The following is an 18,749-nucleotide window of genomic DNA, read 5'->3' on the forward strand; positions in this document are numbered from 1 at the left end:
TTTTACAGAACCAAAAGCAAAGAGCGCTCTTCCCTCAGTATACTTGAAGAATAAATACACTAGTAGCCAACTCCAATATTTCAAACAAAACCAAGCACAGTACATACTCCCTTCCAACTCTTAAGTTTCTCATGAAAGAATGGCGGAGCCGCAGCCACCCTCTTTAAAACAAGATCTAAAATTTAGTGAATGCCCCATCAATAATGGGGTATCTAATAGCTGATTTTCGTCAGGGATTTAGCATTACCCAGAGATCTTTGTAGTAAAGGAGCATCTCATGAAAATCTCTCCTCTTATCACCACCGCACTGGCTATCACCATCAGTGGGGGGGCGCTCGCCGACAATAACTTTGTTATCCTCAATCAATTTGGCACCGGGAATAGCGCCACCGCTAATAATGGCGACTCCGATGTCAATAACAGTTTGATCATACAGACCCAGATTGGGGTAAATAACACCGTGGACGCCCTGCAAATTGATGGCACCAGCAACAGTGTTATCAGCCAGACGCAAGTAGGCGTGACCAACAACAGCGAAGCCGCTCAGGAAAACACTACCGCTAGCAGCATCAGCACCGAGCAAACTGGGGACAATAACCAGGTCAATGCCGGCCAGGGAACGACAAGCGATAGCAGCAACTCAGTAATTCAGCTGGGAGCATCTAATAATGCTAATGCGCAGCAAGTAATTGTCACTGCCAGTAGCCAACAGGTACAACAGACAGGCGAGCACAATACGGCGGGATTCCTTCAGGAAAATACCAGTGACAGCAGCGGCATCCTCCGTCAGTTTGGTAGTGCCAACAGCGCTAACATCCTGCAATTCCTAAGCTCAGAGAGCAGTGCCGATATTTTTCAGGTGGGCTCCGAGAACAGCAGCCGCGTGGACCAGTTGGATAGTATTTCCGTTGTGGGCTCGATCATCCAGGTCGGCAGCAACAACTTCGCAAAAATTTCTCAACTTGATGGAAACACAGATACCTCACGAATAGAACAGGCAGGCTCACAAAACTCTGCGGAAACCAGCCAATGGGTCAGCAGATCCAACTCGGTTAGTATCACTCAGTTGGGCATACTTAACTCTGCCACCAGCAATCAAAATTTCTCCAGGGATGGCGTTATTAATATTAACCAAGCCGGGGGCGATAACAGCGCAATGGCAAACCAGAATACCCTGCTAAGCAGCGCTCTTATCAGTCAGGCCGGCAATCACAACGCGGTCACTTCCAGTCAGCTGGGCATCGATGTGCGTTTTTCCGCTTTCCAGGTAGGAGAGAGTAATAGTCTTACACTAGAACAAAATGGAAGCCTACTTACCATTACCTCGGTGCAGATCGGCAGCTTGAATACTGCAGAGATCAACCAAAGTGGATTGCGCAATAACCTGGAATTACTGCAAGTCGGCAGCGCCAATTTTAATCAAATCACACAATCAGGAACTGATGGCAACTCTATTGTAATTCAAATTGGCAACGCCAATACCCTGCATATTTTCCAGTGAGTGAATCAGTGTAATTTTGTCAGTATTGACTCTATAAGTTATCCACAGGTGGGAAAAACGGAAAAGCGCGAGAAAGGAGTAGTAAAAAGGTGACCCGGCGCTGGGGATGGTACCGGGTCACTTTGCAAGTGGGTAAGGGTTTGACAGGGGCGTTAACACACCCCTCTTGTTTTTAATTTTGGTAATCGATTGTCATATCAAAGTTACCTTCCACACACTTGGCATAGTCGCCTTCATTCAGTGCTGAGTAGGCCGTTTGGTAGTTCACCAGCTGACAAGCGAAACTCTCATTATTGGGATTATCGGCAGACCAGCCCCAATCTTTATCCCAGTAAATGTTCAGGGAGGCAGCACCGCCCGTCTCGAACTGGCCCATATTGGCACAGCCTAACTCTTCATCCGCGGGAATATCCACACCCAGGTACTCGGTGAAGCTTTGGTAGTAATCTATACGATTCTGGGAGCGGGAATCCTCTGAGCCCTTACTACACTCGATAGCGCCGTTCACAATATTGGTGGTCACACCAAAACCGGAGGTCAGGTTATTCGCCAAATCAACGCTATTGGGCTCCCAGGTACCATCAACGACATGCAACATGCTCGGCTTGGGAGGCTGTGGATATACGAAGAAGAAGATGGCACTGGCCAAGTTCAACCAGGTATCCGCAACTAGCTCCGGGTTCTCCAACAGGGTGTAAATATCACCGTACATGGCCTGAGAGAAGGGACCGTAGTTATAGTTCCAGCTCAGCTGTTTGGCGCCGCGACCAAAGTAACTCTTGTAGCCACCATCCGCATTGATGGCGCAGGGCCAAACATCTGCCGCCCAGCTGCTGCTGGATTCACAGGCGCCATAGCCACCAGAAGTCTCCTCGGTCCAACCGATTTCGCGAATCCAGTAAAGACCCTGGCGCCATTCCGGCTCATCCCAGGCAGCTGCATGGGCACCAGTCTCCTGGCCGAAGTGGGCAAACATCACCGCCAGTACCTTGCGACAGATGGCATCGGAATCGCGGCCATCGGTGTACTCACCACAGAAGGCTGGAAACTTAGCCACCGCGCGCAGGAAATTGGTGTAGGTATATTCCTCGGCCCGCAACGGGAACAGATAATTCCAGGTATCTTCGGAAATAACGCTTTCAACGCGCTGCACGTTTTCCGGATTGGCATTGCGACCGGGCTGAACCGCTTCCACAATACTGTTATCACGGGTCTCAACGGTATGCTTCACCTCTTGCAGAAGCGAATCGCTGGTACGGGCAGTCTCCTCCGCCTCGAGTTCACTCAGGCCCATCACATGACCACTGGCAGAGCCACAACCGGTTTGGTTGATGCTCACTTCCGCAACATCACTGGCCGCTGAGGAATCGGTAGCCGTCAACTGGAAGGTGTAAGTCACATTGCTGTACACCTCAGACAGGATCGCCTGGGTGGAACTACCCACGTAGTTGGAGAGCTTGATGGAGGGACCACCGGTCTGGCTCCAGATATAGCTCATGCCACTGCCGCCGGTGGATTCGGAACCATCCAAAGTGATACTGCCGGAACAACCCACACTATTGGCGGAAGCGGAGATCACCGCATTCACTGCCCCACCGGAGTTGTCATTATCGGTGGAATCGTCATCACCGCCAGTATCGACAGCGAAATTCTGCACAGTAATCTGTGCCTCTTCGGTGGTCTCGCCATCACTGACAATCAGGCTGAAGACATAACTCACATCATAGGTCGTAGCCGGCAGGGTCACAGAAGTGGAGGCACTGGCACCTGAGGCAATACTCGCTTCGGGGGAGCTCGGTGAGAGCTGCGCCCAACTATAGCTAAGCGTGTTGTCGCCACCGGATGCGCTGGCACTAAGTTGGACAGTACCGCCACCAGCCAGCTGCGATTGCGAGGAGGATACGTTTAGGGAGATCGGCGTGGAGCCTGAATTGCCATCGTTGCCGTCGCCGGTATCACCGTCATCGTCGTTGTCATTGTTTCCGCCATCGGCACAACCATCTGCCTCTTTGAGGATCCAGGGGGAGTCCCACGTATTTTGTGCGGTTAATGCATCAGAAGGTAAGTCGTTCCCATTGGCCCACCACTGAGCAAGGAAAACATCACCGGCATAGCAAACTTCACTGCCCTTGCGGTAGCTTTGTCCGGATTGATAATTGGCAACATCACTGGAACCGAAGCTGCCAGAGCCACCCGTACTACCGGAATTGCCGGAGTCTGAGCCTGAACTATTACTGTCATCGTTGCTGCCAGAATCACCGTTGTCGGCACTATCGTCGGAATCGCCAGTATTACTACTATCGCCCGAGTCCCCGCCGGAAGCATCACAAGCTCCCGCCTCTTCCAAAATCCAAGGGGAATCCCAGGTGTTTTGCGCAGTTAGCGCCTGGGATGGACGCTGTTCAGCAGTAGCCCACCACTGAGCTTTAAAAAGATCGCCGCCATAACAGACTTGACTGCCCCCTTGGTAGTGTTGGCCTTCCACATAGTCTTCAGCAGGCTGATCGGCAGCCGCGCTCTGGGCACCAATCACCAGTGCCGAAGCAATGGCAGTGCGTATAAAAAGGTGGTTCATAGAATCTCCGCTATTCGTTTTTAGGCTTCTATTAAAAACGTTGATATATGCGATGAGGTGGCTTAGCCGGCTGGCGTTATTTCAGGAACAATGAATTAAGAATTCGTGGATAAAATCTACAACGGTTTTTCTATCAATAATATATGACCCGAACGTCCCATATTTTCAGTCGAGCCTTCATTTACTGACAGGAATAATATTCCTAAACCCCGCTTACTCTTATTTCGGTACAAATAGCTGCACCAGTTAATATTTTCGACAAATACTTAAAATTGTTCTGTGCCCTAGCAAAAGCCCCATACAAGCACTGCAGATTCGATTGAGGCATGATGGAATGGTTCCCATAATGAAAAACAATTCTTTACAAAACGGAAAACCTAGAAAAGCCAAAAAGTACCCTAAAAGACTCCAAGCGAAGAACTTTAATATCGCTTTAAAACCCAGATAACTGAAAAATCGCCAGCCTTGCACAAGCAAAATAGAAATTTAATTTAAATAAATAAATCCAGAACCAAGAAAGCCAGCAATTTCAATAGAAAAATTTCTTGAATTAGAGCAGGTAAAAAAATTCTTCCATATTTCCTCCACATTTATAGGTTATCGGGTGTCACCTAAAGCCAATTTACAGGGCGCAAGGTAAGGAAAGGATCATCATAAGCTCTATCCAAGAGCAAATCCCAGCACTCATATTTAGTTCATAGAGCTAATACTTCGAAGGAAGAGCTGCCGACAAGGAACACTAAGTTTGGAAAATAAAAAAAATTCAGTATTAAGCTACAATAGCGGTGCTTTATTTTAGCAATACAAAAATCCAGATAGGCATCTCCTCTTCATGCTTGCCAAAAATAAGAGATACAAAATCTAACTTTCAAACACAAAAGATTCGAACCCCCAAGAAAATCTGCCTTATCTAAACAGCAACTAAGCTAATAAATTAGCAATGAGGCAGAAAAATGAATATTAATTATCCTCCGGTACTCATTGGCAGGCCTAAGCTAAAGAAGTAAAGGTAAGTCTCTTAACTATCGTTTTGCAAACCATACTCTACCCCCCTAGCCAATAAGACATTGCATTAAAGGCTTGCCAGGGAGAGCAGCGAAAACTAGGATACAACTTCTAGTCTGCTTGAGGTTGTTACAGATGGGTGATCCACAAGAAATAGATATTCGCCAAGTGTCGAAGCTTAGCGGGCTTCCCTCTTCGACCCTTAGATATTATGAAGAAAAGGGTCTGATTCAATCCATTAGCAGACGAGGTATCGCCAGAGTCTTTCATGCTAGTGTACTTGAGCAACTCTCCTTGATCTCCCTAGCACGCTATGCCGGCTTCTCGCTTGACGAAATTGCCTGCATGTTCACTTATAGTGACAAACCCAATATCGACCGTGATCAGCTGCTTCAAAAAGTAGATGCTCTGGATAAAAATATTCAACGCCTAGTAGCTATGCGCGATGGCTTTAAGCATTTAGCCAATTGCCCCGAAGACAACCAGTTGGAGTGTTCTAACTTCCAAAATCTAGTGAAGGGGGCAATGGATCTGCAACATGAGGATGAGCAAACTGTAAATCCGGGCAACTGTGTAAAAAAGACAAGGATAAAATAAGGCCCACGGTAAATATCACTAAATCCCAGGTTTACTTCTCCCCGTCAGTCAAGCTACCTAGCTGATTAGTTATTTAGTTGCTAGCGAATGGGAAGTAGAGTGATGTTCTGATAGTTGTATTCTTTCAAGGATATTTCCTCGAAGATCTATCCACTCTAAAGTGTATATCCTCTTAGATCGACCTTGATTAGGTACTCATAGCCACAAAAGGATTGATGCAGAAACCCATTCGCACTCTTCAAGATCAACCCTACTCCCGTAAAACACTATTTGACTAGGATAACGATTCTAGTCGATTCATTGCTGATTTTACGCCCCCCCCACTAACCACGAATAAAGGTTCGGTGGCAACTACCACTCCTGATTACTGTACTATTGTTGTAAATAAGAGAGAAAGCATCTGGTTTCTATGAAGGTACTAATTGTCGGTGCGGGGCCAACGGGTCTTACTCTTGCCGTGGAATTAGCACGTCGAAAAATATTCGCCAAGATTATAGATAAACGCGATAGCGCCTCGACTCTGAGCAGGGCTGTTGGAATTACCTCTAAAAGTTTGGAGTTACTCTCCCATTCAGGGGTATCCAAAAAATTGATTGAAGAGGGGGTACCCATTCAAACAGCTTGTATCTATCGAGGTAGTCACCTTGCCTTGACTATGCCCCTGCACTCCAGCTCCTCTTATTTTCCAACCATCTTAGGTCTTCCCCAGGATCGTACCGAAACCATCCTAGCAGAATCACTGGCTTCAAAGGGTGTGCAGGTCGAATATAAACTTGCGCTCAATACCTTTCGTGAGGAAGCGCAATACGTTGTGGCCCAGTTTTCTAACGGCGAGGAGGAAAACTTCGATCTTATTATCGGCGCCGATGGTGTTCATAGCGTAGTTCGACAGAATGCCAACATCCCCTACCCCGGATTCGATTTAAAAGAACTCTGGTCTATAGCCGATGTAGAGATTGATAATTGGCCTCACCCTCAAACATTCACGTTAGCCCAGATTAAGCCTGGAGTTGTAGTGGTTTCAGTACCTATAGGCAAAAATCGATACCGCTTTGTAGCAAGCTGCGAAAAGGCATTGGAGGCATTTCCCCTCCCTCTAAGGATCCACAAAGTACGACGGGAGGGCATTTTCAAAATCTCTATCCGCCAGGCAAGGAGCTACTCCAAAGGAAGAGTGCACCTAGCAGGCGATGCAGCACACTGCCATTCTCCAGTTGGGGGACGGGGCATGAATCTGGGGATTGCGGATGCGGCCGAGTTAGCCCGGTGTATCGCAGAAGATCAACTGGATGGATATTCTGCGCTTCGTCATCGAGAAGATAGGAAGGTCATTGATATCACTGAACATGGAAGAAAAATTGTCACTGAGCAATCTTTCCTCAGCAAAATTGAATTTAGCGCCCTCTTGGCTGCCGCCAATCATCTGCCTTTTATTAAAAGGAGAATTAGCAGGTTTGTGGTGGAGTTTTAATAAAAGGAAATTCTCCCCAAACAAATTCACCTCAAGTCACACTAAATTCTGTCATCATGCCAGAATCCTCATGCTCGAGAACGTGGCAGTGCACCATGTAAGGCATATCCGGCATTGCCTCAAGGGGGAAGCGAACATAGATCTCCGCACTGCCAGCATTGGATATGGGTACCGTATCTTTCCAGCCATGCATATATGGGGGCGGAGTGGCGTCGTTAAGCTTGATCAGGCGAAACTGGCAACCATGAATATGTACAGGGTGTAGCATTGTGTCGCTGCCTTCTGAAATGCGCCAGCGCAAATCCTTGTTAATGGGGACCTTAAAGCCCGGCTCAGTAAATGAAAAGGAAACACCACTGACCGCATTGGCTGTCAGCTGGGCTTTCAGTGGCAAAGCCGGTGCCTCGGTTATCAATTTGAGAACCTTAGCTACCACCGCAGGATCAGTTGTTCCTGAGTTAACCATTTTCTCCAGGCCTGTGGCATCAATCAGCTTATCGGAGATCTTTCGGCGGTTCATCTGCATAACCAACTGCTGACTGACCGGAGGTAATGTTGTGGGTATGTCTGGCATTGAGACCAACTGCTCAGGCAGGGTTCCCTGCCCCTCCGAATTGCTAGGCAAGACACTGAGAAACACCACTGGTCCATCGAATGGAGGCAGGCGCATCACCTGCTGTGGCACCGGCAAGGTTAAAAAATCAAAGGGCTGGCCATTGCGGGCATCCACCATCACCTCATAGCGCTCCCCAGCAGCAATTGGTAGTTCTTTCACCTCTACCGGTTCCGGCAAAAATCCACCATCAGTGGCAATCACATATAGGGGCCGTTGATCACTAGTGGAAAGCCGGTAGTTGCGACCATTTGAGCCATCCAGGATTCTGAAACGCAGCCACCCTCTGGGAGGTTTAACCACCGGATTGATCACGCCATTAGTGAGTAGGTGGTCACCACAATAACCGGCGGCAACAGTAATTTCATTAAAGCGATGAAAGAAACTGCCATCTTTATTGAAGCGTCGATCCTGGATAATCACAGGAATATCATCCAAGCCCCAACGCTTAGGTAGAGGCAGCGCATCACTATTCTCATCATCGATAATAATAAGCCCTGCCAATCCCTTGAGTACGAGCTCAGCAGTAGTGGGATAGAGGTGGGGATGAAACCAAAGTGTCGCCGCCTGCTGGATAATAGGCAGTTTTGCAGTCCAAGTCTGACCTGGCTTGATGGGCATATAGGGACCACCATCGGCATGGCCAGGTACAATTAACCCGTGCCAGTGTGCCGTTACATTTTGAGTCAGCAGGTTATGTACATTAGCGATCACCGTTTCACCTTTGCGGAAACGCAAAGCCGGCCCCAAAAAGGGCCCATTAAATCCATAGGTTGGCGTTGTTACTCCTTTCAGGAAAGTCTGCTTGGCTGGCTTAGCCACTAGATCAATTTTGCCCGATGAGTCAGCTCTCAATTCAGGGGGAATTGGCAGCAAGGGCCTTGTAGAAGAGTCTGCGGGGCCAGTGGATTGGGCCTTCGTATGGGCTCCAGTCAATAGAGAAGCCGCCAAGGTACCTAAACAGAAGTCCCGACGCGATAAACGAGACACGAATAACACCTCCTTGTAACCCCGGCATTAGCAGTTAGATCTTTTATAGTGCTGCTTGAACAGTTTGTTTACAGTAACCGCATCAAGCCTTAAGGCAGCATAGACCTTAAAAAACAACCAGTGAAATGGAAAATGAAATCGAAGCGCCAGATACTAAAGAAGCAAATGCAAAATCCAAAATTGACACTACGAAAAAACCATTGAGGTAGGCAATATATTTTCATCTCTAGCGGGCGAAGAAACCACATAACTAAAAGGATTATACGGAATCCAATTTACTGGATATCCTGCAGTTTTCCTACAAGCAAAGATATCTAGCCCCTTAGATAAAAACGGCTCTATATTGATGCAGACAAACATAAAACATGAGAAATTTTTCTCGCATACGAATCTCTTAAATTATCGACCCTGGCAGGGAAAACTTCTGTGCAATCTTAAATAAATGATCAGAACTTTCACTTTGATGCAGGTGGCACTCCCAAAACGGCACACAAGAAAACAATAAAAATGGTTTGGCCGCCAACCTATTGTTTATCACAGTTTCTCAATCTACCAACTACCCAAATTAAAAAATCGATGTCAATGAAGGACCTTCGTGAAAACGGATGCCAACACCATACTTTCTTCTCATATAATTAGTACTTATCTCTTATGGCGTGAAATCTGGCCTACTCTGATACTTTATGAGAAGTTTTACCCACATGCACGGAGGGGACTCAAAGTGAATAATCTGGCCTCACAATATCTGGTTACTCAATAAATGGTTGAGTGCAATTAGTCCTTCAACACAAGGCCTCTATCTTTTTTGGCTTTTTACAACCTGTTAAATAAGGTCATAGGTTTCCAAAAGCCGACCTCCAGTACTGACGATTTCCTTAGATTTAAGTAGTAAAGGAGACACTAATGCCCCCGTATATCAATTTTATTCCTGGGGTGCTTATTTTTCTCAGTGCCACGACTCTTGCGGTAGACAACTCTATTCCACGGAACCAATTAGTCTCGAAAAACAGCCTTAACAGCAATCAATTATCACTGGAAATCAACAACTCTATCGAGGAAATTCAGTCAGGTCATAACAATAAGACCATTATTGAACAAAAACCTGAAACTATTGATAGCAGTATTCAAACCACCCAAACTGGCCAGAGAAACCAAGCCACCATTTACCAGATTGGCAGTATCTCATCGTCTATTACAGCCCAACAATTTGGTAACGCCAACATAGTATCTGCTAGCCAGAATAATAGCCTCGATAGCAAAATATCCATATTACAGATAGGCAACCAAAACTCATCTAATGCCACTCAAAATGCAGGGGAAAACAATAGAGTCACAAACATTCAAGAAGGAGATGACAATATATTTATTTCCAATCAAGAATCCAGCACTTCCAGCAATATAGAAGCTACTCAAAATGGGAATAAACATCAAATTGTTGTAAAGGAAAATGAAACGAGTTTCTCCAACACCATATCGTCCCTTCAATATAACAAAGAAAACTTTGCCTCTATTTATTTGATTGATGTTAACAATAGCAATATTAACCTGCTCCAAGATGGCGGTAAGAATTTCATTGAGATATCTCAATCTTTGTCTACCGAAAGCAGGTTAGAAGTCCGGCAGTATGATGAATTTAATCGCGCACTGATTAGTCAGGAAAAAAGCTTTTTTAGCAATATTACGATGTTGCAAAGGGGCGAAGCCAACCAGGCCTCAGTTATGCAGTCTGGGATATACAATACCATTGAGCTCAACCAGAGGGGGAAAGATAACGATGCCCTCCTAAAGCAAGTTTCTGATCAAAGCACAATGGAAATTCAGCAATCCAAATCAGGTAATCAGATCACCGCTAACCAACTCATTACAGAGCTAAGCACATTAAAATCTAACCAATTTGGCTCAGACAATATACTCACAGCGAATCAGAGTGGTCTCTCCATCAGTATCTCCAGCGAACAGCTTGGTGCTAAAAATATTAGCGAAATTGAACAAGCTGGAGAATATCTTAATATTATCACACACCAGACAGGCTCTAAAAATTTTGCAATTATTATCCAGACAGGGGAAGATCTGAGCATATCTGCTAGTCAAGTTGGTGACCGAAACAACCTCTCTATTATCCAAAAAGGAACTTCAAATTATATTAAAAGCAAACAAATCGGCAATGAAAACAGACAGGATATCGTGCAAAACAGCCAAATTAATTACATCATGGTTATTCAGATTGGCCAAAACAATAGCAGCGTTATATGGCAATAAATTATTGATAAACTCAACTTTTAATACTGCGAAATACGTTAAATAACTCATCAATAAAAGCAGCATTATGTATCAACTACAAATATAAGATTATTATTTAAGTGAATTTTTAAAATCAAATATTTCCAGGCTATCATCATAAGCAAAACACGTTTATTTACCAGAAATTCCAGCAGGCCAAAGAATATCGCCCCTTCACTGATAAAGCATTCATGCGAAATACTTCATAATCGGCAAGGATTTTAGCACCTTGCTAATTTCCATTCCCTCCGTAAAGAAGCGCCTTAAAAATCCTTGATTTCGATAATATTAACAATTGGTAATGGCTAGCCTGAATAGCAGTCCTAGAGCGAGCCAAAGCAGAGGGTAACCGAATGAACTTTTTAAGTGGTTACAAGACAATCTACCTACCAGGATAAGAGAATTCCAGTTATCACTTGGAACCAATCGATGTTAACCAACCAGAGCTAAGTCTCTTCATCTTTTGATGTATCCGCTCACTATTAATAGTAATGCTAGTTATTCACGGAGTTCCAATTTTTTTCTGGAAAGCATTTAGATAGGGAACGAATGGTAGACTATCACTTCTGGATAAACTGCCATATGAATTTTTAGACTGATTAAAATGGTGCCAATAATTTTTACCGGCACCACCACTCTACTAACTAAAATTTTTCGTAAGTAAAGACTTTTAAATCTACTTCGTTAATTACATCCAAGTCACCCTGGATATCGATGGTTAAGGTTTTACACTTCCCGCCAGAAATTGAGGCGTTGTCTATAGTTAAGACCACCTCACTACGAAAATCTGAAATAGGTACATTGGTGTAAACATTCTTATTATCCCTGTCAGCTCCTATTGCCGTTCTACTACCATCTTTAGCAATACAGTTTGCGGTGACCCTAACATCATAAACAAAATCGAAAATCCTGGGATGATTTCTTGTGTAGCAATTATCCCTTCCGTATGTATAACGACAGATAACATCGGGGTTCAACCGACCTAAACCTGAAACGATTGCGGTAATATCAAAAGTTATTTCCTGCCCCTCATCACTTAGGATATCAATGTCGGCAACTCGCTGAGTATCTGAACTATGAGAGTAATCTGTGACACTATGCTTAACTCCGCTAATAAAAACCATTTCAGCAAACGATTGATTCATAAACAGTAAAGCCAGTGCGGGCAGCATATACTTCAAAAACTTCATTTTTCATCCTTAAAAAAAATATACGAGCAGGCAGTATAAATACTCTGTTATTAACTAACAAGAAATCACCAACCTCACTCAGAAAAACTGTTAAGATTCCCTAGCCACAAGAATCCCTGCACCGCAGTCATTTTAGGAGGCGGCAAATATACTTCGAGCTTTAAAAGCGCCAACATGCTTCTTAGAATGTACCAAGGTTCCACTAACTGACAAACAAATTGAGTGGCGACAGGTCTGGCAGATAAGCTTCTTATATGAATCTCGAAAACCCTTTTCAAGGGACCAAGAACATCAATAATTCCTCTGTCTATTTCGAGAGTATTTCTAGGCTTCGCGCATCAATTTTGTACTCTTGTGCTGAATTGTAAAGTGTAATGTTCTACTAAATCCGGACACCAATTTAGATGGTAAAGTTGCCACCGAAGATAGAGGTGTTAAATTTGCAAGCAACTTCGATTTTTTCTCCTGAATTTACACTAGCTAATCGTAGAAGAAAGCTATTCGGCCCTGGAACCAGCCCCATCAACGGGTGTTGTGCAACGGATATCCGGCATTGGGTTAAGCAACTAGAGGCTGAGCGTCGTGGATAGACGCCTACAAGTAAAGTGCTGATCACCAAGTAACAGAAAATTAAGAAGCATGAAGCTCTTATCAGTCGCTTAAAAAAGGAGAAAGAAATCCGAAAAAAGGCTACCGCATCTTAGTGTCTGACGAGATGAATCGTATGTGTTGATTGACCAATTAAGTAAACAGGAGTTCGTGGAACTGGTCCCGAAGCGTTTGAAATATTTCAACCAAGTTACCACGAATATAGGAAACAAAAGAACCCCGCTGATTTACCCAGAGTGTAACTCTGCTCCAAAATCATTGAGGCCTTCGAGCGCGGTCGTAGCTCTGCCAGAAACCGTACAATCGTAGCTTTACTCTGCGAGCAGGGGTACCAATCGAGCACTTTAAAGCTCGAAGGCTCATGTATGAAACGGACTTGGTATGTAAGCAACCTGGTCCTCATAAGTAAAAGAGAGCAATCGTAGAGCGCTTAGGTATAGCAAATAAACTTAACCACCAGTTTATCGTAGATAAGCCCATCCAAGTTTGATGAGGTGATATTACCTATATTCAAGCTGGTGTTATCTAGCGCCGTATCGTTGGGTAAGCCTTCTCCGGGCAACCAAATGGATCATTAGCTGTAAAAGGCCTGGAAACAGTGAGGAAAACCCGATGGAGTTATACTCCACCCTGATCATGATAGCCAGTATGCCAGTCATCCGTTCAGCCAATGGCTGTGACGCTACCAAATGGCTCAGAGTATGAGTCGGCATAGAAATTGCTGGGATAATACACCAACGGAAAGACCGTTTCGGAACCTAAAAAGTGAATGGATACCGTCTCTCGGTTACACATCCATCACAGAAGCAAGGCGAGACATCAGTCATTACCTGATGACTTACTACAATTGGAAGCGTCCCTAGCAACACAATGACGGAATACCGCCTGCGAAAGCTGAAACAAACCTTAACTTACTATCCGGAAATAGTTGATCACTATAAGTGATCGCTTTACTTCTTCCCTCTTGAGAGTCGTCCCACCCCATTTTAAAAATTGCCCTACGCATAGTGTTATCTGACATTGGCCGAGCCCTTTCCCGCTCAGAGGGGAAAAGAAGAGAGTGCTGGCCAGTTAAAGACTTCAACTCTTCAAGTGCAGCAAGAGCTTGTGAAGACAGCGGCACAATATGATCCGTGCCCATCTTCATACGCTCACCGGGGATTCGCCAAAGAGAGGATTCAAAGTCAAACTGTTCCGAACGTGCACAACGTAATTCACCCGGTCGAACAAAGGTGAGTAACAATAACTGGATAGCGAGCTTGGTTAATATCCGCCCTCGCTCCTGATAAAGCTCTAACTCTTTCAGGAAGCAAGGTAACTCTTCTCGTGGGAGGGAAGCCCGGTGGTTACTTTTTCTGCCACGCAAAATACCCGTTAACTCAATCGCTGGATTGTGAGTAAGTTTGCCAACCTGAACGGCATAGCGACAAACGCGGCGAATATCCTGTAAAACCCGTTGCGCAACATCATAGCATCCCGCTCCTCAATATCGCGGACAATGGCTATTACATCTTGGGGCTGAAGATAAGCTATGGGCCTTTGGCCAATTCGAGGGAAGGTATTATCTCGTAGCCTAGTCCATACACGGTTGGCATGGTCCTCTGTCCAGGTTCCTTTCTGCTGGTTCCACCACTCTTCAGCAACAGCAGCAAAACTCCGGTCAATACTGACTCTGGCTTGGTACTTCTCAACTCGTTTCTGTGCTGAAGGGTCACGATCCTCTGCTAGTAGCTGTTTGCTTCAGCTACTTTTTGCCTCGCCTGTTTGAGACTTACAGAGGGGTAAACGCCCAAGGCCAACGTCTTTTGTTTTCCTTGGAATCGATATTTAAGCCGCCAATACTTGGAGCCAGTAGGTTTGATCAACAGGCGCAGTCCCTGTCCATCCGTAAGCCACTGATCCTTGTCGCTTGGTTTGGCTTGTTTGATTTGAGTATCTGGCAGGACCAAGGTGGTGCTACCTGCTTCTAAATTGAACCGAGGTAGCACCAAATGTAGCACCAGATAGCACCGGATGACAATGAACTAGAGCGGAGGGCTGCGTACCCTTCAGACAGCAAAAAGCCCGGATTTACCGGGCTTTTTGGATGATTCCGAACTTCTTCGGATCTTGATGTGGTGCCCAGGGCGGGACTTGAACCCGCACGAGCATAGCTCACTACCCCCTCAAGATAGCGTGTCTACCAATTCCACCACCTGGGCTAAAACTTTACTGTTGTTCCTCGTCACCATCTTGACCAGCGGCTGGCTCTTGAGATTCGCCGCTTTCTGCTGGAGCCTGAGGAACATCACCGGCTTCCAGATCTGTTTCAAGTTGCGGTATATCGCTTTCGATTTGTGGCAACTCATTGGCCGGTCCAACTTGCTCTACTGCAGCAGGTACTTGCGGCAAATTGGGGTCGATGTTGGCATCTGCGTTTTGGCGAGCCAGGAAGGCCAGCCCCAAACTGGTGACGAAGAATACCGTCGCCAAAATTGCTGTCAAGCGGGAAAAGAAATTTCCGCCACCTTGGCTGCCAAAAACAGTCTGAGATGCGCCTGCACCAAAGGAAGCACCAGCCTCAGCACCTTTACCCTGCTGCAATAAAATCAGGCCAATGATACCTAATGCAACCAGAACATGTATACCTAAAACAATTTTTTCCATTTTCTGGAAACTCTCTGCCGGGGTTATACTAACCCGTTTTCAGTATTCCCTAATTCGCTCGCTGAATATTATCCAGCAGCGCGACAAATTGCGGCGAACTCTTTCGCATCAAGCGAAGCGCCACCCACAAGGGCGCCGTCAATATCAGCCTGCGCAAATAACGCGCTGGCATTAGCGGATTTTACACTACCGCCATATAAAATCTGTACTTCATCGCCCACATCTCCGAGTTCTCCTCGAATAAACTGGTGGACGTCCTGAGCCTCTTCAGGAGTTGCGGTCTCACCGGTGCCAATGGCCCAAACTGGTTCATAGGCCACAACCGAACGCTTCCAGACATCACTCTCTGTGATATCGCCGACAGCTTTAAGCTGGCCTGCGACTACCTCGAGAGTTCGCCCTTGCTCGCGCTCTTGCAAGGTTTCCCCCACACAGAGGATCGGAATCAAACCCGCCTCTTGAGCAGCCACAAATTTCTTGGCTACCAGCTCGCTTGTCTCCCCATAGAGACTGCGGCGTTCGGAATGCCCGACAATGACATAGCGGACATTCCAGTCGAATAACATTTCAGCAGATATTTCACCGGTGTAAGCACCACTGGACTCCTGACTGAGGTTTTGCGCACCGACGCTAAAGCGTTCCTTATTCTCTCCAACCTGGGAAACCAAGGGGATATAAGGAAACGGTGGACATACAACAACCTGAGCGGCAATAGCCTGCAAGTCGAAGTCAGAAAAAAAACGCTCGGCAAATGCTTTACTGCCGTTCATTTTCCAGTTTGCTGCTACCAGCGGTATTCGCATATGTGCTCCTTCAAGGGGCGCAAATCTTAGCGACATTGCCGCCAACATACAACCAAAAATATACGAGTTTGTTTAAGTCTCTGGTGGCGCCCTTTAGAACACAGCAAAGGCGATCCGAGTAAAGGGCTCAGCCGCCCCCAACCCTTTGCACTACAGAGGAAATTTGCTGTGCCAGTTGCTCTACCTGAGCGCTATCACGACCTTCCACCATCACGCGAATCAGGGGCTCCGTACCTGAGGGGCGCAACAACACGCGTCCATTCTCAGCGAGCTGAAGCTCCGCATCACTGACTGCGGCCACCACCTCTGGGTGATCGAGTATGCCATCGCGATGCCCAAGTCGCACATTGATCATGTGCTGGGGAAGCATCTGCATACGCGCCTTGAGTTGGTGCAGTGGTTGATCAAACTCTGATAGGGCACGAAGTACCTGGAGGGCAGCAACAATACCATCTCCAGTTGTGGAGGCATCAGCACAGATAATATGACCGGAAGACTCGCCCCCCAGCATCCAGCCATTTGCCTTCATTTTTTCAAGCACGTAGCGGTCGCCAACTTTCGCTCGCTCAAATGGGATCTTGCGCTCGCGCAGAGCCAGCTCAAAGCCATAATTGCTCATCAGGGTGCCGACAATGCCTTTACAACCGCCGAGATGCTCCTGTTGATACAAGCCGATGATAAAGAGCAGTTGGTCACCATCGACAAGCTCACCATTGCGGTCAACAAACAAGACTCTGTCGCCATCACCATCAAAGGCAATCCCCAGGTCTGCACCCTGCTCCACTACCGCGCGCTGTAGCTGCTTGGGTTTGGTGGAACCGCACTCCAGATTGATATTCAGTCCGTCGGGGCTTGCGCTCAGGGCTGTAACTTCCGCCCCCAACTCGCGAAAGACCTTCGGCGCTATGTGATAAGTGGCCCCATTTGCACAATCAAGGACAACCTTCAACCCACCCAGAGAGAAGTTCCAGGGTGTCGACGCTTTGCTAAATTCGATATAGCGTGAGGCAGCATCATCGACTCGATAAGCCTTGCCAAGGTTTTCAGCCGCTTCCATAGGAAGCTCCAGAGCCGCTTCGATCTCGCGCTCTACTTCGTCGGGAAGTTTATAACCTTCGCCACAAAAGAACTTGATGCCGTTATCATGGAAAGGGTTATGGGAAGCGCTAATAACTATTCCCGCTCGAGCATGGAAAGTGCGTGTGAGGTAGGCAATAGCCGGGGTGGGCATGGGGCCAAGCAATCCCACATCGACTCCGGAATAGATCAAACCCGCCTCCAGGGCCGCTTCAAACATATAGCCTGAAACCCGAGTGTCCTTCCCAATTAAAATGTAGGGGCGATTGGACCGTTTTCCCGCAGACATTTTCCCTAGCACTTTACCGGTGGCGTATCCCAACCGCAGCATAAAGTCTGGGGTAATTGCCCCCTCTCCCACATGACCACGAATTCCGTCAGTGCCAAAGTACTTTCTTTCCATAACATTTCTCTATAGCAGTGAATTACACCGCAATTAATTTCTCAAACTGTTTAATCAGTTGCCCACACAACTCTGGATCGCAAATAATTGCTTTAGAAATTAGGCTTTATGTTCATCCACAATTTTCTGTAAGTGCAATACATCTACCGTCTCGGCAACGTCGTGCACCCGTAAAATCTTTGCCCCTCGTTGGGCTGCCAGCATAGCCAGTGCCAAACTGCCAGGCAGTCGATCCTCTACCTCTCGCTGCAAAAGACGCCCGATCATCGACTTGCGTGATAAGCCAGCCAGTATAGGAGTTTCCGCTGGTCCCAGTTGGGATAAAGCCCTCAAGAGAGCAAGATTATGGGCGTCAGTCTTCCCAAAGCCAAAACCTGGATCCAATAGGAGGTGTTCTCGGCTAATACCCGCGGCCTCGCAGGCCTTAATGCGCCCTGCCAGGTAATTTGCGACTTCTGCAACGACATCTCCATAAGCGGGAGCGCTTTGCATAGTATTGGGCTGTCCCTGCATATGCATCAGGCATACTGGCAGACCTGTTTGAGCAGCAGCCTCAAGAGCCCCATCTCGCTCTAGCGCGCGAACATCATTAATAAGCCCTGCGCCCACTACAGCAGCTTCACGCATAACCGCTGGTGTACTGGTATCAACCGAGACGACAACATCCAGCCTAGCGCAAATAGCATCCACTACAGGCAGTACCCTGTCGAGTTCCTCCTGCTCGGAAATGGGATCGGCTCCGGGGCGAGTAGACTCACCGCCTACATCAATAATTGCGGCTCCCTCTAATAGCATTTGCTCGGCCCGACGCAAGACAAGGGATAGATCTAGCATGCCGGCCTGATAGTAACTACCGCCATCGGAGAAGGAGTCAGGAGTGGTATTTAGAACCCCCATCACCACAGGTGAGGAGAGATCCAGGGTGTGTTTTCCACAGGTAATTTTCATATACAGAGATAAAAAAACGGAATGTCGAATCGGGTTGGATT

The 18,749-nt window shown here is 46.6% G+C and carries 13 protein-coding genes, 1 tRNA gene and 2 pseudogenes; 5 read left to right on the top strand and 11 right to left on the bottom strand.

The features are described 5' to 3' along the window. The first annotated feature begins 277 nt into the window (after positions 1-277). Positions 278-1,501 carry a hypothetical protein gene (locus tag ACJJID_RS13500; RefSeq protein ID WP_444919930.1) on the top strand — a complete coding sequence of 408 codons (1,224 nt, stop codon included), beginning with the start codon at positions 278-280 and terminating at the stop codon, positions 1,499-1,501. A 172-nt stretch (positions 1,502-1,673) separates the two neighbouring features. On the opposite strand, the gene ACJJID_RS13505 is transcribed toward ACJJID_RS13500, so the two are convergent. Next, positions 1,674-4,076 (bottom strand): glycoside hydrolase family 19 protein, encoded by a 2,403-nt coding sequence (locus tag ACJJID_RS13505; RefSeq protein WP_444919931.1) that lies wholly within the window; start codon positions 4,074-4,076, stop codon positions 1,674-1,676. A gap of 1,140 nt (positions 4,077-5,216) precedes the next feature. Here ACJJID_RS13505 and ACJJID_RS13510 point away from each other — a divergent pair. Further along, complete coding sequence (locus ACJJID_RS13510; RefSeq protein ID WP_444919932.1) at positions 5,217-5,678, top strand: helix-turn-helix domain-containing protein; 462 nt, start codon at positions 5,217-5,219, stop codon at positions 5,676-5,678. 409 nt (positions 5,679-6,087) lie between these two features. Further along, entirely contained in the window at positions 6,088-7,149 is a 1,062-nt protein-coding gene (locus ACJJID_RS13515; RefSeq protein WP_444919933.1) for an FAD-dependent oxidoreductase, read from the top strand. Positions 7,150-7,180: 31 nt separating this feature from the next. Here ACJJID_RS13515 and cueO read toward each other — a convergent pair whose 3' ends face one another. Further along, positions 7,181-8,752 carry a multicopper oxidase CueO gene (gene cueO / locus ACJJID_RS13520; protein ID WP_444919934.1) on the bottom strand — a complete coding sequence of 524 codons (1,572 nt, stop codon included), beginning with the start codon at positions 8,750-8,752 and terminating at the stop codon, positions 7,181-7,183. Positions 8,753-9,655: 903 nt separating this feature from the next. Here cueO and ACJJID_RS13525 point away from each other — a divergent pair. Next, a complete protein-coding gene (locus ACJJID_RS13525) occupies positions 9,656-11,011 on the top strand; it encodes a hypothetical protein (protein WP_444919935.1) in 1,356 nt (451 codons plus the stop codon). A 665-nt stretch (positions 11,012-11,676) separates the two neighbouring features. Here ACJJID_RS13525 and ACJJID_RS13530 read toward each other — a convergent pair. Beyond that, the gene (locus ACJJID_RS13530; RefSeq protein ID WP_444919936.1) at positions 11,677-12,222 is read right to left on the bottom strand and encodes a hypothetical protein; all 546 of its coding nucleotides are present in this window, start codon (positions 12,220-12,222) and stop codon (positions 11,677-11,679) included. 483 nt (positions 12,223-12,705) lie between these two features. Between ACJJID_RS13530 and ACJJID_RS13535 the strand changes: the two are divergent. Next, positions 12,706-13,763, top strand: a pseudogene (locus ACJJID_RS13535) (IS3 family transposase). A gap of 59 nt (positions 13,764-13,822) precedes the next feature. Here the strand turns inward: ACJJID_RS13535 and ACJJID_RS13540 are convergent. The 8 genes and pseudogenes from ACJJID_RS13540 to folP form a co-directional block, all read right to left on the bottom strand. Next, a pseudogene (locus ACJJID_RS13540) lies at positions 13,823-14,197 on the bottom strand (tyrosine-type recombinase/integrase); the annotation flags it as partial. Between the two features lie 8 nt (positions 14,198-14,205). Next, entirely contained in the window at positions 14,206-14,496 is a 291-nt protein-coding gene (locus tag ACJJID_RS13545; protein ID WP_444922634.1) for a phage integrase central domain-containing protein, read from the bottom strand. Between the two features lie 59 nt (positions 14,497-14,555). After that, positions 14,556-14,831 (bottom strand): Arm DNA-binding domain-containing protein, encoded by a 276-nt coding sequence (locus ACJJID_RS13550; RefSeq protein ID WP_444919937.1) that lies wholly within the window; start codon positions 14,829-14,831, stop codon positions 14,556-14,558. Positions 14,832-14,946: 115 nt separating this feature from the next. Beyond that, positions 14,947-15,032: transfer RNA gene (locus ACJJID_RS13555), tRNA-Leu, on the bottom strand. Between the two features lie 7 nt (positions 15,033-15,039). After that, complete coding sequence (gene secG, locus ACJJID_RS13560) at positions 15,040-15,477, bottom strand: preprotein translocase subunit SecG (protein WP_152454767.1); 438 nt, start codon at positions 15,475-15,477, stop codon at positions 15,040-15,042. Positions 15,478-15,545: 68 nt separating this feature from the next. Then, complete coding sequence (tpiA, locus tag ACJJID_RS13565) at positions 15,546-16,280, bottom strand: triose-phosphate isomerase (RefSeq protein ID WP_444919938.1); 735 nt, start codon at positions 16,278-16,280, stop codon at positions 15,546-15,548. A 127-nt stretch (positions 16,281-16,407) separates the two neighbouring features. Then, positions 16,408-17,760, bottom strand: a complete 1,353-nt coding sequence (glmM, locus tag ACJJID_RS13570; RefSeq protein WP_444919939.1) for a phosphoglucosamine mutase — start codon at positions 17,758-17,760, stop codon at positions 16,408-16,410. Positions 17,761-17,859: 99 nt separating this feature from the next. Continuing rightward, positions 17,860-18,708, bottom strand: a complete 849-nt coding sequence (folP, locus tag ACJJID_RS13575) for a dihydropteroate synthase (protein ID WP_444919940.1) — start codon at positions 18,706-18,708, stop codon at positions 17,860-17,862. Between the last annotated feature and the right edge of the window lie 41 nt (positions 18,709-18,749).

The organism is Microbulbifer sp. CnH-101-G (genome assembly GCF_052466775.1).

Excerpts from the sequence above, each read along its gene's own strand:
- ACJJID_RS13500 (WP_444919930.1), top strand. The coding sequence starts at position 278 with ATGAAAATCTCTCCTCTTATCACCACCGCACTGGCTATCACCATCAGT.
- ACJJID_RS13505 (WP_444919931.1), bottom strand. The coding sequence starts at position 4,076 with ATGAACCACCTTTTTATACGCACTGCCATTGCTTCGGCACTGGTGATT.
- ACJJID_RS13510 (WP_444919932.1), top strand. The coding sequence starts at position 5,217 with ATGGGTGATCCACAAGAAATAGATATTCGCCAAGTGTCGAAGCTTAGC.
- ACJJID_RS13515 (WP_444919933.1), top strand. The coding sequence starts at position 6,088 with ATGAAGGTACTAATTGTCGGTGCGGGGCCAACGGGTCTTACTCTTGCC.
- ACJJID_RS13525 (WP_444919935.1), top strand. The coding sequence starts at position 9,656 with ATGCCCCCGTATATCAATTTTATTCCTGGGGTGCTTATTTTTCTCAGT.
- ACJJID_RS13530 (WP_444919936.1), bottom strand. The coding sequence starts at position 12,222 with ATGAAGTTTTTGAAGTATATGCTGCCCGCACTGGCTTTACTGTTTATG.
- secG (WP_152454767.1), bottom strand. The coding sequence starts at position 15,477 with ATGGAAAAAATTGTTTTAGGTATACATGTTCTGGTTGCATTAGGTATC.
- tpiA (WP_444919938.1), bottom strand. The coding sequence starts at position 16,280 with ATGCGAATACCGCTGGTAGCAGCAAACTGGAAAATGAACGGCAGTAAA.
- glmM (WP_444919939.1), bottom strand. The coding sequence starts at position 17,760 with ATGGAAAGAAAGTACTTTGGCACTGACGGAATTCGTGGTCATGTGGGA.
- folP (WP_444919940.1), bottom strand. The coding sequence starts at position 18,708 with ATGAAAATTACCTGTGGAAAACACACCCTGGATCTCTCCTCACCTGTG.